Raw genomic sequence first — 14,784 nt, forward strand, 5'->3', positions numbered from 1 at the left:
GCCGGGCCTATTCCTCGGCCACATAGCGCCGTTCGTGGCGCAGCCCCATGCTGGTGAGGATCTCGTAGCCGATCGTGCCCGCCGCCCGCGCCACGTCGTCGAGGGGCATGTTCGTTCCAAACAGCTCGACATAATCGCCAGCGCGCACGGCGTTCTCGGGCAGGTCGGTGATATCGAAGATCGTCAGGTCCATAGTGATCCGGCCGGCAACCGGCACCTTGTGTCCGGCGATGAAGCCTTGCCCGCCCTGCGGCACAGCCTGGCGCAGCGGCACGCCGGCGCTCGATAGGCTGCGCATGTAACCGTCCGCATAACCGGCAGACGCGATTGCCAGCCGGCTTCTGCGGCAAAGCTGCAGTGCCCTGCCGTAGCTGACGGTCTCGCCGGCCTCGACGGTGCGCACCTGGATGATGCGTGCTTCCGCGGTCGCGACCGGCCGCATCGGGTTCGCCATGCCACTGACCGCCTCGCCGCCATAGAGCGCGATGCCCGGCCGGGTCAGGTCGAAATGATAATCCTCGCCGAGAAAGATGCCGGCCGAGGCGGCAAGACTTGAATCGATGCCTTCATAGACAGCCGTAACCCTACGGAATGATTCGAGTTGCTGTCGGTTCATCGCATGGCTGGGATCGTCGCCGCAGGCGAGGTGGCTCATGACCAGCACCGGCGCAAAACTGGCCGGCCGCGAGACGTCGTCGGCAAGCGCGATAGCGTCGTCGATGTGCAGCCCGAGCCGATTGAAGCCGGTATCGACATGCAGGGCGCAGGGGTAATCGCCGTAATCGGCAAGCACCGCCATCCAGAAGGCGAGCTGCTCGTCGGAGGAAATCACCGGTACGAGATCATTGTCGAAGAACCGCCGTTCCGTGCCCGGCCATATGCCCGAGAGCACGAAGATGCGCGCCTCGGGCGCATAGAGACGAAGCGTCACCCCTTCATCGACGGTCGCAACGAAAAAATCCCGGGCGCCCGCCAAGTAGAGCGCTTCGCCGACATCCTCGATGCCCATGCCGTAGGCGTCCGCCTTGACGACGGCTGCGGCGCGCGCCGCACCCGAGCGGCGCGCCATGTCGCGCCAGTTCTCCGTGAGCGCACTTAGATCAACGGTCAGCCGCAGGCCCGCGGAAGTGAAAAGATCATCGTCTTCGGAGGGGATGGAAAAATCTGTCATGAATCGCCGTGAAAAAATGGAAGGAGCCCGTCCCGCTCAGTTTAGAGAGCATTGTGGCCAAGGAAAAGCGCAGGCGGTCACATATCACCCTTTGCTTCTGTACGATCACTTTTGTTCAAGACGCATGCAGGCTTTCGCGTTAATTTTGCCGGATGCAGAATGTATCGCAGAAAGAGGCGGCGGAGGCCATGCCGCTCGCCAATGTGGAATCGGCCCGCTTCTGGCGGGATAGCCGCTTCCGCGACATGGAATGCCTGAGCGCCACTTTTCTCACCCATGAATATGCGCCGCATGCGCATGATACGTTCAGCATCGGCGCGATAGAAAGCGGCACGCAGATCGCCACCCTCAGCGGCAGGCGGGAGGAAACCGGCCCGGGTGACCTTTATCTGATCGATCCCGGTGTCATCCATGACGGCGCGCCCGGCGGCGAGGGCTACCGCTATCGCATGATCTATCCCGACACGAAGCTGTTCGTCGATATTCTGGAGGATGTCACCGGCAAGGCCTTCCACGCGACGCCGTCCTTCGCCAGCGCGCTTCCACGCGATCCCGAGCTCGCCAATGCCTTTCACGCCGCTCACCGAACGTTGGAGAGCGGCGCAGGCGCTCTCGAGTCCGATGAAGGAATGTTCTCGGTGCTGGCGGCGATCTTTGCGCGTCACGGCAGCACGATTGTCGTGCCTGTCGATACCAAGGAGCGAAGCGCCGTCGCCCGCGCTCGCGAATACCTGATCGAGAACTTCGACCTCGATGTTGGCCTCAAGGAACTGGCCGAAGTGGCGGGATTGAGCCGGGCTCATCTCATCCGCGCCTTCCGCAAGGAATATCACATCACACCGCACGCCTTCCTGACGGATCGGCGGGTGCAGGTGGCCCGGCGGCTGCTGCGGCAGGGTCGCATGCCAGCCGAAATCGCGCTGGAATGCGGTTTTGCCGATCAGGCGCACTTTACTCGGCACTTCAAGGCACGCACGGGCGTGACGCCCGGCCAGTTCCGCCTGGGCTGATTACTTTCGTTCAATACAGCCGTGGCGGCCTGGGCTAACCCTCCGCGATCTTAATCAGGAGGTTGCCATGTTGCAGCACGGCCGGCCATCCGGCAAATTTCGTCTTGGCGAATTTCTCGCCGGAATGCGTGCCATCTTTCCGCTGGTCGTCGCCGTTTTGCCGATCGGTCTTGTCTTCGGCGCGGTCGCGGCCACGAAGGGCCTTTCCCCGTTGGAAACGACGCTGATGAGCGCACTTGTCTTTGCAGGCGGCTCGCAATTCGTGGCGATGGACATCTGGACACATCCGGCAAGCTGGATCGGCATTGGCTTCGCAGCCCTGCTGGTCAACATCCGCCACGTGCTGATGAGCGCGTCGATCGGCACGAAGATGCAGTCCTTCTCCGGCATCAAACGCTATATCGCCATGCTCTTTCTTGCCGATGAGCTCTGGGCCATGGCGGAATTCCGCGCTGGCAGCACGCGGCTGAGGCCCGCCTGGTATGCCGGCATCGTCATGCCCTTTTACCTCACCTGGGTCATTTCCTCGCTGACAGGCGCACTGCTCGGCGCCTTTCTCGGCAATCCGGCCGTCATCGGCCTCGACTTCGCTTTTCCTGCTGTCTTCGTCGTACTCGTTATGGGCTTCTGGAAGGGTCCCGAAACGGGCGCGGTCCTTGCAGCAAGCGGTGTCGCCTCCGTTGCGATCCACCACTTCGTCCCAGGTGTCTGGTATATCGCCGCCGGTGCGCTGGCCGGGCTGGCGACGGCTCTCTGGCAGGGTAGGGTGCGGGAGCAGGCGGCATGACGCTCGACCTCAACACCTTTATCGCGATCCTCGCCATGGCCGCTGCAACGGTCGTCACCCGCGTCAGTGGCCTCATCTTGATTCGTCATGTCGTAATGGACGAGCGCCGGAGAACGGCAATCGAAGCCATTCCGCCGGCCGTGCTGATGGCCGTCATCGCCCCGACCGCCTTTGCGACCGGCTGGGCGGAGACGCTGGCCTGCGCAGCAACCGCTATCGCCGCGCGCCGCCTACCGATGCTTGCAAGCGTCGTGGTCGGCGTCGCAACGGTCGCACTGCTGCGGGCGGCAGGACTCTGAAGAAATCAACGCGGGAAAACCGCGTCAATGTTCCTCGTATTGGATGAAGGAAGGATCGGCAAGGTCGGCGAAGCGCGTGAATTCCGCCTGGAAGGCGAGCTTCACCGTGCCTGTCGGTCCGTGACGCTGCTTGGCGATGATCACGTCGGCCGTACCCTTCACCTTGTCGAACAGCGCCTCCCATTCCGGATATTTCGGATCGTGAGGATCACGCGGCTCCTGGTTCTTGACGTAATACTCCTCGCGGAACACGAAGAGCACGACGTCGGCATCCTGCTCGATCGAGCCGGATTCACGAAGGTCGGAGAGCTGCGGGCGCTTGTCGTCGCGGCTTTCGACCTGACGCGAGAGCTGCGACAGCGCGATGATCGGAACATTGAGTTCCTTGCCCAGCGCCTTGAGGCCGGTGGTGATCTGGGTGATTTCCTGGACGCGGTTGTCGCTTGACTTGCCCGAGCCGGTCATCAGCTGCACGTAGTCGACCACGAGCACGTCAAGGCCGCGCTGGCGCTTGAGGCGGCGCGCCCGCGCTGAAAGCTGAGCGATGGAGATGCCGCCGGTCTGGTCGATATAGAGCGGCACCTTCTGCATCATCATCGAGCAGGCGACGAGCTTTTCGAAGTCGGCATCGTTGATGTCGCCGCGGCGGATCTTCGAGGAGGAGACTTCCGTCTGCTCCGAGATGATACGGGTGGCGAGCTGTTCGGACGACATTTCGAGCGAGTAGAACCCGACGACGCCGCCGTTCTTGGCTTTCATGCTGCCGTCCGGCTGCACCTCGCCCTCATAGGCGGCAGCGATATTATAGGCAATGTTGGTCGCAAGCGAGGTCTTGCCCATGCCCGGGCGTCCGGCGAGAATGATCAAGTCCGAACGCTGCAGGCCGCCCATCTTCGCATCGAGCGAATGGATGCCCGTAGAAATACCGGAAAGGCCGCCGTCGCGTTCTTTGGCGACCGCCGCCATGTCGATCGCCAACGCCACGGCGTCGTTGAAGGACTGGAAGCCGCCGTCGTAGCGGCCGTTTTCGGCGAGCTCGAACAGCCGGCGCTCGGTATCCTCGATCTGCGACTGCGGCGGCATGTCAAGCGGCGCGTCATAGGCGATGTTGACGACATCCTCGCCGATTGTGATCAGCGCCCGGCGCAGCGCGAGATCATAGATCGCCCGGCCGTAATCCTCGGCATTGATGACAGTGACGGCATTGCTGACGAGGCTTGCCAGATATTGCGAAACCGTCATCTCGCCGACTTTCTCGTCGGCCTTCAGGAAGGTCTTGATCGTCACCGGATTGGCGATCTTGCCCATGCGGATGATGTCGCCGGCGACCTCGAAGATCTTCCGGTGCAGCGGTTCGTAAAGATGGATCGGCTTCAGAAAGTCCGACACCCGGTAATAGGCGTCGTTGTTCATCAGGATGGCGCCGAGAAGCGCCTGCTCGGCTTCGATATTGTTGGGTGCTTCGCGGTAATGCTGCTCCGACGGAGCAACGGCTGCAATCTTTCGAGCGGCGTCGTTCATCATCATCCGTTCTGTCTTTTTCCAACTCCGGATTTGCAATTCCGGATGGAGAAAATCAAGGGGCTGCCAAGGGAGCGGGGCTCGTCCCGCCTAAATCCTGAACGCTGTGCCCATTGTTCGACTTCTCCACAGTCCCGGGCGCCACAACTAAGAAATTCTGGCAGTGTCACCCGTGGGACACGGTACGGAGCCGACTCAGCTCATCCGTTCCGGAGAAGGATATGTTAGCCCGATGACATCGGGCACGCAGCAAAAACATCCGAGTAATCCCCCGTTAAAAAAGCGACCCGATGGATGCGTGAACACCGAACCAACGGAAAAGAAAAAGCCCGGCGCGGTAGCCGGGCTCTCCCTCTCGCGGAATGTCCGCCGAGAATTATGCTTCGTCTTCGTCGAGGCCGTCGGCTTCCGGATCGAAGAAGTCTTCCGGACGCAGTGCGTCTTCGTCGACGCCGTAGATCGCGTCGACCGAGGTGAGCTCTTCGCCCTTAGCCTGACGCTCTGCCTCTTCGGCAGAACGGGCAACGTTCAGCTCGATGTTGATTTCGACTTCGGCATGCAACTGCAGCTCGACCTTGTGCAGGCCGATCGCCTTGATCGGCGTGTTGAGGTGAACCTGGTTGCGGCCGATGTTGAAGCCTTCCGCGGCGAGAACTTCGACAACGTCACGGGCAGCGACCGAGCCGTAGAGCTGGCCGGTTTCGCCGGCGGAGCGTACGACGATGAAGGACTTGCCGTCGAGGACGTCGGCGACCTTCTGGGCTTCCGACTTGCGCTCGAGGTTACGGGCTTCGAGCGTTGCACGCTCGGATTCGAAGCGGGCCTTGTTGGCGGCATTGGCGCGCAGTGCCTTGCCGAGCGGCAGCAGGTAGTTGCGGGCGAAGCCGTCGCGAACCTTTACCGTTTCGCCCATCTGGCCGAGCTTGGAGATGCGTTCGAGAAGGATGACTTCCATTTTCTTGTTCCTTTCTTGTGTCTCAGATTTTCGTGTCGGATTGTTTGGAGGTATCGGCATCTTTCGTCGGGGTCAGAGCGATCGCTTTGCGCGTATCGGTAAGACCCACGACCAGGATGAGGAGAGCTGGCAGCAGCATGAGCATCGAAGCCAGGTAGCAGAGGATGAGGGCCGGTATCCGCCAGTCCTTGCCGCGTGTGCGGAAATGCAGCGAGGCGAAGCCGGAGAGCATGAAACCGGCGCCGAAGGTGCCGATCACGGTCGCGCCGACGAGCGCCGGAACGCCGCCGAAGAAGCAGGCGGCAAGCCCGGCCAGGAAGATGAAGATCGAATTGCGGTTCATGCGCAGCGACGAAGGAATATCCTCGCGCGGCCGGAGGCCGCGGCCGGATGCGGCGACGATGCGCACGGCGAAATAATAGGCGGCAAACAGCATGCTGACCCACATGCAGCCCTGCACCGCCGGCAGCATCAGCAGGATCAGCGATTTGGTCTGCGCGGTTGCCGCCGGATCGGGCATGAATTCCGGCTGCTGCTGCTTGACCGAGGTGATCAGCAGATCGACGATCGGGTCGGTGATCTCGGGCCCATAGCCGATCATCACGCCGATGACGATGACGGCAAGCGTCACCAGGCCGCACAGATGCAGCAGGATATCGGAGAGCGGATACCAGGCAAGCAGATGGTCTGGGCCGCCGAGTTCGGAGGCGGGACGCGCGAGATTGGCGAGATGGCTAAGCCAGCCGGCCGGCAGCAGCGTCACCAGCGTCATGATGAGCGCGAAAGACGGGGAGATGAGGACCGCACCAAGCGCCGCTCCCATAACGACCGCTGAAATTGCGGCGGCATTGCCCCAGCCGAGCCCGACGAGCAGGATCGGCAGCGCCGAGGCCGTATAGAGAAGCGCGCTGAAAAACGACGGCTGCATGCTCGCGCCCAGCACCAGCAGGGCGGCGGTCAATCCGGCGAGTGCGCCGATCAGCAGCGTTTTAAGATCCGGTCGTTTCAAGGTCGCTGTCCTGCTTCATCAAGCAGTTAGAGGCTGTTGCTGAATCGAATTCAGAAACGTCTCAACATGGGTTTTAGGAATTCCGAACCGCGCCCATCGCGGAAGGGAGAAGGGAAGGCACGAATGCCTTCCCTCAGAATGATCGTCTCAGCCGATCAGGCGACGACGTAGGGCAGCAGGCCGAGGAAACGGGCGCGTTTGATCGCCTGGGCGAGTTCGCGCTGCTTCTTCTGGGAAACCGCCGTGATGCGGGACGGAACGATCTTGCCGCGCTCGGAAATGTAGCGCTGCAGCAGACGTACGTCCTTGTAGTCGATCCGCGGAGCGTTTGCGCCGGAGAACGGGCAGGTCTTGCGGCGGCGATGGAACGGACGGCGGACCGGAGCGGAGGAAGATTCAGACATTCTTATATCTCCTTATGCACGGTCTTCGCGGGGAGCGCGGTCCGGACGAGGGGCGCGCTGGAACTCGCCGTCACGACGCGGCGGACGGTCGCCGAATTCGCGGCGCGGGCCGCGGTCGCCGCCTTCGCGCGGGCCGCGGTCGTCGCGGTCACGCTTCTGCAGCATGGCAGATGGGCCTTCTTCGTGCTTTTCGACGGCGATGGTCATGTAGCGAAGAACGTCTTCGCTGATGCGCATCTGACGTTCCATTTCCTGGATCGCTGCTGCCGGTGCATCGATGTCCATCAGGGCGTAATGCGCCTTGCGGTTCTTCTTGATGCGATAGGTGAGGGACTTGAGGCCCCAGTTTTCGATGCGCCCGACCTTGCCGCCGTTAGCTTCGATCACACCCTTGTACTGTTCTACGAGGGCATCGACCTGCTGAGCGGAAATATCCTGCCGGGCAAGGAATACATGTTCATAAAGAGCCATGACAGCTTTGCCTTTCTTGCGTTTGGTTCAACCCGATATTCGGCGGCTAAGCCTCAACGACTGCTCCTGATTGGGCGGACCCAGGCAAGAAAAGCGTTTCCGAGACGGTCGAGAGCGGAGACACGGGAGGCTGGAACGCTTCCGTTCCGAACGATTTCCAGACAGGAAACCGGCCCTCCGTTCAGCCACCAGCCAGAAGACCGGGTTAACGAACAGGCGCGCTTATACGGATTTTCGCGCGAAACGCAAGGGGCAGTCAGTATTGTTCTCGCGGCGAGTTCAACAAAGATAGTCCTGCTTTGCGTAAACCGTCAACGAAATGGTCGTAGTGGTTGGCGGCGACATATGGTGTCAGGAACTTCCAGTAGTGTTCGAGGTCCATCGGTGCGTGCGCTAGAATTTCCGGTATTAGCCGCCGTGCTTCATCGTGGCGATCGAGCTGTCCTAGACTCGCGAGGAGCACGAGTCGGTTGAAATAAGCGCGACGCAGCGACAGTCCGCGTTCGGAATAGTGAACGGCCTCCTCGTAATTGCCGAGATGGTAGTGAGACAAAGCCAGTCGGTCGAAAAAGAGAAAGGTAAAGGGGTCATGCGGACTGAGCCGCAGGGCGATGTGGAGCGGGTCGCAGGCTTCGGCGAAATGGCCGGTGAAAATGCGAGCCCATCCGAGCGCCATATGCGCCAGTGCAAAATTGGGGTTGAGATCGATCGCCTGCTGGGACGCCTCGACCGCGGCTGGAGCGTTATGGGCCGCAAAATGGCTGAGGCACATAACATAATGAGAGTAGGGATCGCGCGGGTCGAGCGCGACAGCACGTTCTGCCTCGACGCGAAGTTCAGTACTGTCCCTGTCGACGTCGTCGCTGAAGCCGCGAAGACAGCGGGCGTAGAGCGAGCGGGCCAACATCATGTGGGCGCGCGCAAAGCTGGGATCGAGTTCGATGGCTCGCCGATGCCAGTTGATGGCCTCGATGAAATGTTCGGCCGTATCCTGTGCGTTGTGCAGCCAGGTTCCGCGCATGTGGCTCTCGTAGGCGTCGAGGTTGTCCGTGGTTCGCAGCAGCGCACGGCGGCTCTCGCCAATAAGGATTTCAGGCTCTATGGCACCGACGACGTTTTGGGTGAGTTCGTCCTGAATGGCGAAGATATCGGCGATCTCACGGTCGTAGCGTTGTGCCCAGAGGTGCACGCCGCTTTCCGCCTCGATCAGCTGGCCTGTGACGCGAACCCGCATCCCGGCCCTGCGCACGCTGCCTTCTACGATGTAGCGCACGCCGAGATCGCGCCCGATTTGCTTCACATCAACCGCGCGCCCCTTAAACACAAAGGACGAGTTCTGAGCGATGACGAAAAACCAGCGATAAAGCGAGAGCGCCGTTATAATGTCTTCGGTCAAGCCATCGGCGAAGTACTCCTGCTCCGGGTCATCGGACATGTTGACGAAGGGTAATACGGCGATCGAGGGTTTGTCAGGCAGTCTGAGTGGCCCGCCGAGCACCCCCGCCTCGATAGGGTCCTCGCGGCTCCAGTCAACCCGATGCACGGGCACCGGACGGGGAATGTTTTTCAGTGTGCGATCGCCCATCGACACGAGCGGAAAGTCCAGCTTGCCCTCGATCTGCTCCCGCAAAGCGCCGGAAATGCAGATACCTGAAGGCAGCGCCACTTCTTGAAGACGGGCGGCGACGTTCACGCCGTCGCCAAGCAAGTTGTCTCCGGAGACAACGACATCGCCAAGGTTGAGCCCAAGGCGGAACTCCATGCGTCGATCCACAGGCAGGTCAGCATTTCGGCGATGGAGGGCGCGCTGGATCGCGACGGCTGCACGGACCCCCTGTACTGCGCTGTGGAATTCGGCGACCATGCTATCTCCGGCGCTGCCGAAAATCCGCCCGCCATGCTCGCGCACCAGATCACCGATGGTGGCGCCATAGACACTGAGTGTCGCAAGGGCGTCTTCCTCGTTGGCTGCAACAAGGCGACTGTAACCGGCAACGTCGCCGGCAAGTATCACTGCGAGCTTCCGTTCCACGGGGGTGAGCGCTCCTGCGGCGCTGCCAGAGCTATACAAATCTAGCTGAAATGCCGAGAACGGAGAAGCGAAATTGCCTCCGGAGCGTAAACTCGTCGTTGCAGTTCGTGGTGCGAGGCCAGGCGATGTACGCTCGACCGCGAGGGAATCCGACTGCGAATGGCCTCATCGATTGCGGGCAGTCCGTTTGCCTCACATCGGCATCGGGTACTGGCGATGAACCTTTTCGATTTCAGCCAAAACCTCGATCGACAGATTGAGATTGACGGAACTCAGGTCAGTATCGAGCTGCTCCATCGACGTCGCGCCGATGATGACCGACGTCATGAAGGGCCTCGATCGGCAGAAGGCGAGCGCCATGACTGTCGGATTGAGGCCGTACTGGGCTGCGAGCGCCAGATAAGCCCTGGTGGCCGGCTCCTGCAGGGGCTGCAATCGGCCGCCGATATCGGGATTGATCGACGCGCGCGAACCCTTCGGCCTCAGACCATCGACATATTTGCCGGTCAGAATGCCGCCGGCGAGCGGCGAATAGGCAAGCAGCCCGACATCCTCGTGATGCGAGAGTTCGGCAAGGTCAAGGTCGAAATGGCGGTAGAGCAGATTGTACTCGTTCTGGACGCTGGCAACGCGCGGCAGGCCCTTCTGTTCTGAGAGCGTCAGATATTTCTGGATGCCCCAGGTAGTCTCGTTGGAAAGGCCGATCGCCCGGATCTTCCCTTCCTTCACCAGCGTGCCCAGTGTTTCCAGGATTTCGAGCATATTGGCGACGGCCTGGTCTCGATCCTGGGTGAAGGGATTGTAGCTCCAGTTCTGGCGGAAGTGGAAATGGCCGCGGTTCGGCCAGTGGACCTGATAGAGGTCGATGTAATCGGTCCTCAGCCGTTTCAGGCTGGCCTCGAGCGCCAGGCGGATGTTCTTTGCGTCCGCGCCTTCGCCGCCGCGCAGATAATCGCGGCCGCGGCCAGCGACCTTGGTCGCAAGCACGATATTTCGGCGCTTGCCGGACTTGCTGAACCAGCTACCGATATAGTCTTCAGTCCAGCCCTGTGTTTCGGGCGAAACCGGCGTGGTCGGGTAGAGTTCGGCGGTATCGAAGAAATTGACGCCCTTCTCGACGGCGTAGTCCATCTGCGCATGAGCGTCGGCTTCGCTGTTCTGCGAGCCCCAGGTCATGGTGCCAAGGCAGATTTCTGAAACGGAAATGTCGGTTCGGCCTAGGGAATTGTACTTCATGGAAAAACCTTGGGAGAGAGAGCGAAGCCTTGGAAGGGTCTGGGTGAATCTAGGCTGGATTTGACGGAGCGCAAGAGCAAAATCCGGGCTTTTGCGCGGGCGCGAAAGGCTTTGCGGAGAATGGAGCGCCACTTGACTCTGCCGGAAAGAATGTCAATTGGAGGCAAAACAGCCTTGAGGGGCATAGTCAGGGACATGAACATGACCATCGCTTTCACTTTTCCCGGCCAGGGCAGCCAGGCCGTCGGCATGGGCAAGGATCTCGCCGAGAATTTCGCCGAAGCTCGCGCCGTTTTCGAAGAGGTTGACGAAGCGCTCGGTGAAAAGCTTTCCGACATCATGTTCGATGGTCCCGAGGATACGTTGACCTTGACGGCGAACGCCCAGCCGGCGCTGATGGCGGTATCAATCGCCGTCGTCAGTGTTCTTCAGGCCAAGGGGGTGGATCTTAAGTCCAAGGTCGCCTATGTCGCCGGCCACTCGCTTGGCGAATATTCGGCACTCTGCGCCGCCGGCACCTTTTCGCTCGCGGATACGGCGCGGCTGCTGCGCATTCGCGGCAATGCCATGCAGGCGGCCGTCCCCGTCGGCGTCGGCGCCATGGCCGCGATCATCGGCCTTGAACATGCCGATGTCGTTGCCGTCTGCGAGGAGGCGGCCGCCATCGGCGCCTGCCAGATCGCCAACGACAATGGCGGCGGCCAGATCGTCATCTCGGGCGAGAAGGCAGCCGTCGAAAAGGCCGCCGGCCTTGCGACCGACAAGGGCGCCAAGCGCGCCATCCTGCTGCCGGTCTCCGCTCCTTTCCATTCCAAGCTGATGGCGCCTGCGGCCGAGGCCATGCGCGCGGCGCTGGCAACGGTTGCCAAGTCCGATCCCGCCGTGCCCCTGATCGCAAATGTCCGCGCGGCGCCAGTGACCGGCGCCGACGAGATCGCCAGCCTCCTGGTCGAGCAGGTGACAGGTCAGGTCCGCTGGCGCGAGACGGTGGAATGGTTTGCGGCAAACGGCGTCACGACGCTTTACGAGCTCGGTTCCGGCAAAGTGCTGACCGGCCTTGCCCGCCGCATCGACAAGACAATCAACGGCGTCTCGGTCAATGGTCCTTCGGATATCGACGCGACCGTCGCCGCCCTCATGGCCTGATTGATATCTCCAGATATAAGGAACCTTTCCATGCTCGATCTTTCCGGCCGCAAGGCTCTCGTCACCGGCGCATCGGGTGGTATCGGCGAGGAAATCGCCCGCCTTCTTCATAAGCAGGGCGCCATCGTCGGTCTGCACGGCACCCGTGTCGAGAAGCTGGAAACGCTGGCGGCCGAGCTCGGCGAGCGCGTCAAGATCTTTCCGGCCAACTTGTCGGACCGTGACGAGGTCAAGGCGCTCGGCCAGAAGGCCGAGGCCGATCTCGAGGGTGTCGATATTCTCGTCAACAACGCCGGCATCACCAAGGACGGCCTGTTCGTGCGCATGAGCGACGAGGACTGGGATGCGGTCCTCGAGGTCAATCTGACGGCGACCTTCCGCCTGACGCGCGAGTTGACGCATCCGATGATGCGCCGCCGCTATGGCCGTATCATCAACATCACCTCCGTCGTCGGCGTCACCGGCAATCCGGGGCAGGCCAATTACTGCGCCTCCAAGGCCGGCATGATCGGCTTCACCAAGTCCTTGGCGCAGGAAATTGCCACCCGTAACGTGACGGTCAACTGCGTCGCGCCCGGCTTCATCGAAAGCGCCATGACCGGCAAGCTGAACGACAAGCAGAAGGAAGCGATCATGGGGGCGATCCCGATGAAGCGCATGGGCACGGGCGGCGAGGTCGCTTCGGCTGTTGCTTACCTTGCATCCTCCGAAGCCGCCTACATGACCGGCCAGACGCTGCACGTAAACGGCGGCATGGCGATGATCTGAAACGACAAACTGTCGGCACGGAGATATTTCCCGCAATAGCATGTTGAGCAATCACGAAGCGTTGATTTTCTGGCTTTGCGGCAGACTTAAACCATGTTAAGCGGGCCAATGACTGTGAACAGTCGTCCCGAGAAAGCAGACGGACCGGCGGGCTTTTCGCAAGCCTGGGACATCTCTGAAGCCGGGTAAACGAGTTTGCCGAGGATGTCTGAAAACATCGCAGGCTGAAACAGGGTAAGGGTGCCGCAACGGCACTCCGATCAGGACATAAGGTCGAGGAAACCGACATGAGCGATATCGCAGAACGCGTAAAGAAAATTGTTATTGATCATCTTGGCGTGGATGCCGACAAGGTCGTCGAGAGCGCCAGCTTTATCGACGATCTGGGCGCTGACTCGCTCGACACGGTCGAACTTGTCATGGCTTTCGAAGAAGAATTCGGCGTTGAAATCCCCGACGATGCTGCCGACTCGATCCTGACGGTCGGCGATGCGGTGAAATTTATTGAGAAGGCCCAGGCCTGATCCTATATATTTGAGAAAGGGCGGGCCTGGAGTCCGCCCTTTTCTTTTCGGCATATTTCTCCATAGAACATAAGAGACGGGGGAAAGCACGCGATGAGACGTGTCGTCATCACCGGTACCGGCATGGTATCACCCTTGGGATGCGGAACTGAGGTGACGTGGTCGCGGCTGCTTGCCGGCCAGAACGGCGCCCGTCTGGTCACCGAATTCGAAGTCGACGACCTTCCCGCTAAGATCGCCTGCCGTATCCCGATCGGTGACGGTACCGACGGCACCTTCAATGCCGATCAGTGGATGGAGCCGAAAGAACAGCGCAAGGTCGATCCCTTCATCATCTTCGGCATGGCCGCCGCCGATATGGCGCTTGCCGATGCCGGCTGGTATCCCAATACGGATGAGGATCAGATTGCCACCGGCGTTTTGATCGGTTCCGGAATCGGCGGCATCGAAGGCATCGTCGAGGCAGGTTACACCCTGCGCGACAAGGGCCCGCGCCGCATCTCGCCCTTCTTCATTCCTGGCCGCCTGATCAATCTCGTCTCCGGCCAGGTTTCGATCCGCCACAAGCTGCGCGGACCCAATCATTCGGTCGTCACCGCCTGCTCGACGGGCGCGCATGCAATCGGCGATGCCGCGCGGCTGATCGCGCTCGGTGACGCCGACGTCATGGTCGCCGGCGGCACGGAATCTCCCGTCAGCCGTATTTCGCTGGCGGGATTTGCCGCCTGCAAGGCGCTGTCGACCCAGCACAATGACGATCCGCAGAAGGCTTCGCGCCCCTATGACCGTGATCGTGACGGATTCGTCATGGGCGAGGGTGCCGGCATTGTCGTGCTCGAGGAGTTGGAGCATGCCAAGGCGCGCGGCGCCAAGATCTACGCCGAGATCGTCGGCTATGGCCTGTCGGGCGACGCCTATCATATTACCGCGCCTTCCGAAGACGGCGAGGGTGCCGGCCGCTGCATGGCGACGGCGCTGAAGCGCGCCGGATTGACGCCGGCCGATATCGATTACATCAACGCCCACGGTACTTCGACTATGGCCGACACGATCGAGCTCGGGGCGGTCGAGCGCCTGGTCGGCAACGCGGCGTCGAAGATCTCCATGTCCTCCACCAAGTCGGCGACGGGACACCTTCTCGGTGCTGCCGGCGCGATCGAGGCGATCTTCGCGACACTTGCAATCCGTGACAATATCGCGCCGCCGACGCTCAATCTCGACAATCCCGAACGCGAGACGGCGATCGATCTTGTTCCGCACAAGGCTCGTGAGCGAGAAATCAATGTGGCGCTGTCCAACTCGTTCGGATTCGGCGGTACGAACGCATCGCTCGTGCTGCGCCGCTACGCACAGTAAGGGTCCCGTCGTAGCAGGCCGTGTGCAAGCACAAGGACCGGCAGCGGCTTCGTTGAACGGTGGCAGAACCTGCTTTTTGCCGCATTGCTTCGCGA

At 61.2% G+C, this 14,784-nt stretch carries 15 protein-coding genes; 7 read left to right on the forward strand and 8 right to left on the reverse strand.

Annotated features, from left to right (window positions below):
* Window positions 1-7: 7 nt before the first annotated feature.
* On the reverse strand, window positions 8-1,171 hold the full coding sequence (gene alr, locus NXC14_RS07475; RefSeq protein WP_085777631.1) for an alanine racemase: 1,164 nt from the start codon (window positions 1,169-1,171) through the stop codon (window positions 8-10).
* A 188-nt stretch (window positions 1,172-1,359) separates the two neighbouring features.
* On the opposite strand from alr, the gene NXC14_RS07480 reads away from it, so the two are divergent.
* The 3 genes from NXC14_RS07480 (at window position 1,360) to NXC14_RS07490 (ending at window position 3,267) form a co-directional block, all read left to right on the forward strand.
* Window positions 1,360-2,181 carry an AraC family transcriptional regulator gene (locus NXC14_RS07480; RefSeq protein WP_085780027.1) on the forward strand — a complete coding sequence of 274 codons (822 nt, stop codon included), beginning with the start codon at window positions 1,360-1,362 and terminating at the stop codon, window positions 2,179-2,181.
* Between the two features lie 67 nt (window positions 2,182-2,248).
* Window positions 2,249-2,968 (forward strand): AzlC family ABC transporter permease, encoded by a 720-nt coding sequence (locus NXC14_RS07485; RefSeq protein ID WP_085777632.1) that lies wholly within the window; start codon window positions 2,249-2,251, stop codon window positions 2,966-2,968.
* The gene (locus NXC14_RS07490; RefSeq protein WP_085777633.1) at window positions 2,965-3,267 is read left to right on the forward strand and encodes an AzlD domain-containing protein; all 303 of its coding nucleotides are present in this window, start codon (window positions 2,965-2,967) and stop codon (window positions 3,265-3,267) included. Before NXC14_RS07485 ends, NXC14_RS07490 begins: the two co-directional genes overlap by 4 nt.
* 24 nt (window positions 3,268-3,291) lie before the next feature.
* On the opposite strand, the gene NXC14_RS07495 is transcribed toward NXC14_RS07490, so the two are convergent.
* The 7 genes from NXC14_RS07495 to NXC14_RS07525 form a co-directional block, all read right to left on the reverse strand.
* Window positions 3,292-4,788, reverse strand: coding sequence for a replicative DNA helicase (locus tag NXC14_RS07495; RefSeq protein ID WP_064707063.1), 1,497 nt, complete (start codon window positions 4,786-4,788; stop codon window positions 3,292-3,294).
* A 376-nt stretch (window positions 4,789-5,164) separates the two neighbouring features.
* Entirely contained in the window at window positions 5,165-5,743 is a 579-nt protein-coding gene (gene rplI, locus NXC14_RS07500; RefSeq protein WP_085777634.1) for a 50S ribosomal protein L9, read from the reverse strand.
* A 22-nt stretch (window positions 5,744-5,765) separates the two neighbouring features.
* The gene (locus NXC14_RS07505; RefSeq protein WP_085777635.1) at window positions 5,766-6,752 is read right to left on the reverse strand and encodes a DUF2232 domain-containing protein; all 987 of its coding nucleotides are present in this window, start codon (window positions 6,750-6,752) and stop codon (window positions 5,766-5,768) included.
* A gap of 155 nt (window positions 6,753-6,907) precedes the next feature.
* Window positions 6,908-7,156 (reverse strand): 30S ribosomal protein S18, encoded by a 249-nt coding sequence (gene rpsR, locus NXC14_RS07510; RefSeq protein ID WP_007531286.1) that lies wholly within the window; start codon window positions 7,154-7,156, stop codon window positions 6,908-6,910.
* 12 nt (window positions 7,157-7,168) lie between these two features.
* The gene (gene rpsF, locus NXC14_RS07515; RefSeq protein WP_085777636.1) at window positions 7,169-7,627 is read right to left on the reverse strand and encodes a 30S ribosomal protein S6; all 459 of its coding nucleotides are present in this window, start codon (window positions 7,625-7,627) and stop codon (window positions 7,169-7,171) included.
* Window positions 7,628-7,883: 256 nt separating this feature from the next.
* Window positions 7,884-9,659: an adenylate/guanylate cyclase domain-containing protein gene (locus tag NXC14_RS07520; protein ID WP_085777637.1), complete on the reverse strand. Its 1,776-nt coding sequence runs from the start codon at window positions 9,657-9,659 to the stop codon at window positions 7,884-7,886.
* 192 nt (window positions 9,660-9,851) lie between these two features.
* On the reverse strand, window positions 9,852-10,895 hold the full coding sequence (locus NXC14_RS07525) for an aldo/keto reductase (RefSeq protein WP_085777638.1): 1,044 nt from the start codon (window positions 10,893-10,895) through the stop codon (window positions 9,852-9,854).
* A 201-nt stretch (window positions 10,896-11,096) separates the two neighbouring features.
* Between NXC14_RS07525 and fabD the strand changes: the two genes are divergently transcribed.
* From fabD to fabF, 4 genes are all read left to right on the forward strand, one after another.
* Window positions 11,097-12,041, forward strand: a complete 945-nt coding sequence (fabD, locus tag NXC14_RS07535) for an ACP S-malonyltransferase (RefSeq protein WP_085780028.1) — start codon at window positions 11,097-11,099, stop codon at window positions 12,039-12,041.
* Between the two features lie 30 nt (window positions 12,042-12,071).
* Window positions 12,072-12,809: a 3-oxoacyl-[acyl-carrier-protein] reductase gene (gene fabG, locus NXC14_RS07540; RefSeq protein WP_085777640.1), complete on the forward strand. Its 738-nt coding sequence runs from the start codon at window positions 12,072-12,074 to the stop codon at window positions 12,807-12,809.
* Between the two features lie 287 nt (window positions 12,810-13,096).
* Window positions 13,097-13,333, forward strand: coding sequence for an acyl carrier protein (locus NXC14_RS07545; protein ID WP_003547058.1), 237 nt, complete (start codon window positions 13,097-13,099; stop codon window positions 13,331-13,333).
* Between the two features lie 93 nt (window positions 13,334-13,426).
* Window positions 13,427-14,689, forward strand: a complete 1,263-nt coding sequence (gene fabF, locus NXC14_RS07550; RefSeq protein ID WP_085777641.1) for a beta-ketoacyl-ACP synthase II — start codon at window positions 13,427-13,429, stop codon at window positions 14,687-14,689.
* Window positions 14,690-14,784: the final 95 nt, after the last annotated feature.

It is taken from the genome of Rhizobium sp. NXC14 (assembly GCF_002117485.1).
Classification (GTDB): Bacteria; Pseudomonadota; Alphaproteobacteria; order Rhizobiales; family Rhizobiaceae; genus Rhizobium.

Bases quoted from the DNA above. Each gene is read 5' to 3' on its own strand.
- alr (WP_085777631.1), bottom strand. From the start codon at position 1,171: ATGACAGATTTTTCCATCCCCTCCGAAGACGATGATCTTTTCACTTCC.
- NXC14_RS07480 (WP_085780027.1), top strand. From the start codon at position 1,360: ATGCCGCTCGCCAATGTGGAATCGGCCCGCTTCTGGCGGGATAGCCGC.
- NXC14_RS07485 (WP_085777632.1), top strand. From the start codon at position 2,249: ATGTTGCAGCACGGCCGGCCATCCGGCAAATTTCGTCTTGGCGAATTT.
- NXC14_RS07490 (WP_085777633.1), top strand. From the start codon at position 2,965: ATGACGCTCGACCTCAACACCTTTATCGCGATCCTCGCCATGGCCGCT.
- NXC14_RS07495 (WP_064707063.1), bottom strand. From the start codon at position 4,788: ATGAACGACGCCGCTCGAAAGATTGCAGCCGTTGCTCCGTCGGAGCAG.
- rplI (WP_085777634.1), bottom strand. From the start codon at position 5,743: ATGGAAGTCATCCTTCTCGAACGCATCTCCAAGCTCGGCCAGATGGGC.
- rpsR (WP_007531286.1), bottom strand. From the start codon at position 7,156: ATGTCTGAATCTTCCTCCGCTCCGGTCCGCCGTCCGTTCCATCGCCGC.
- rpsF (WP_085777636.1), bottom strand. From the start codon at position 7,627: ATGGCTCTTTATGAACATGTATTCCTTGCCCGGCAGGATATTTCCGCT.
- NXC14_RS07525 (WP_085777638.1), bottom strand. From the start codon at position 10,895: ATGAAGTACAATTCCCTAGGCCGAACCGACATTTCCGTTTCAGAAATC.
- fabD (WP_085780028.1), top strand. From the start codon at position 11,097: ATGACCATCGCTTTCACTTTTCCCGGCCAGGGCAGCCAGGCCGTCGGC.
- fabG (WP_085777640.1), top strand. From the start codon at position 12,072: ATGCTCGATCTTTCCGGCCGCAAGGCTCTCGTCACCGGCGCATCGGGT.
- NXC14_RS07545 (WP_003547058.1), top strand. From the start codon at position 13,097: ATGAGCGATATCGCAGAACGCGTAAAGAAAATTGTTATTGATCATCTT.
- fabF (WP_085777641.1), top strand. From the start codon at position 13,427: ATGAGACGTGTCGTCATCACCGGTACCGGCATGGTATCACCCTTGGGA.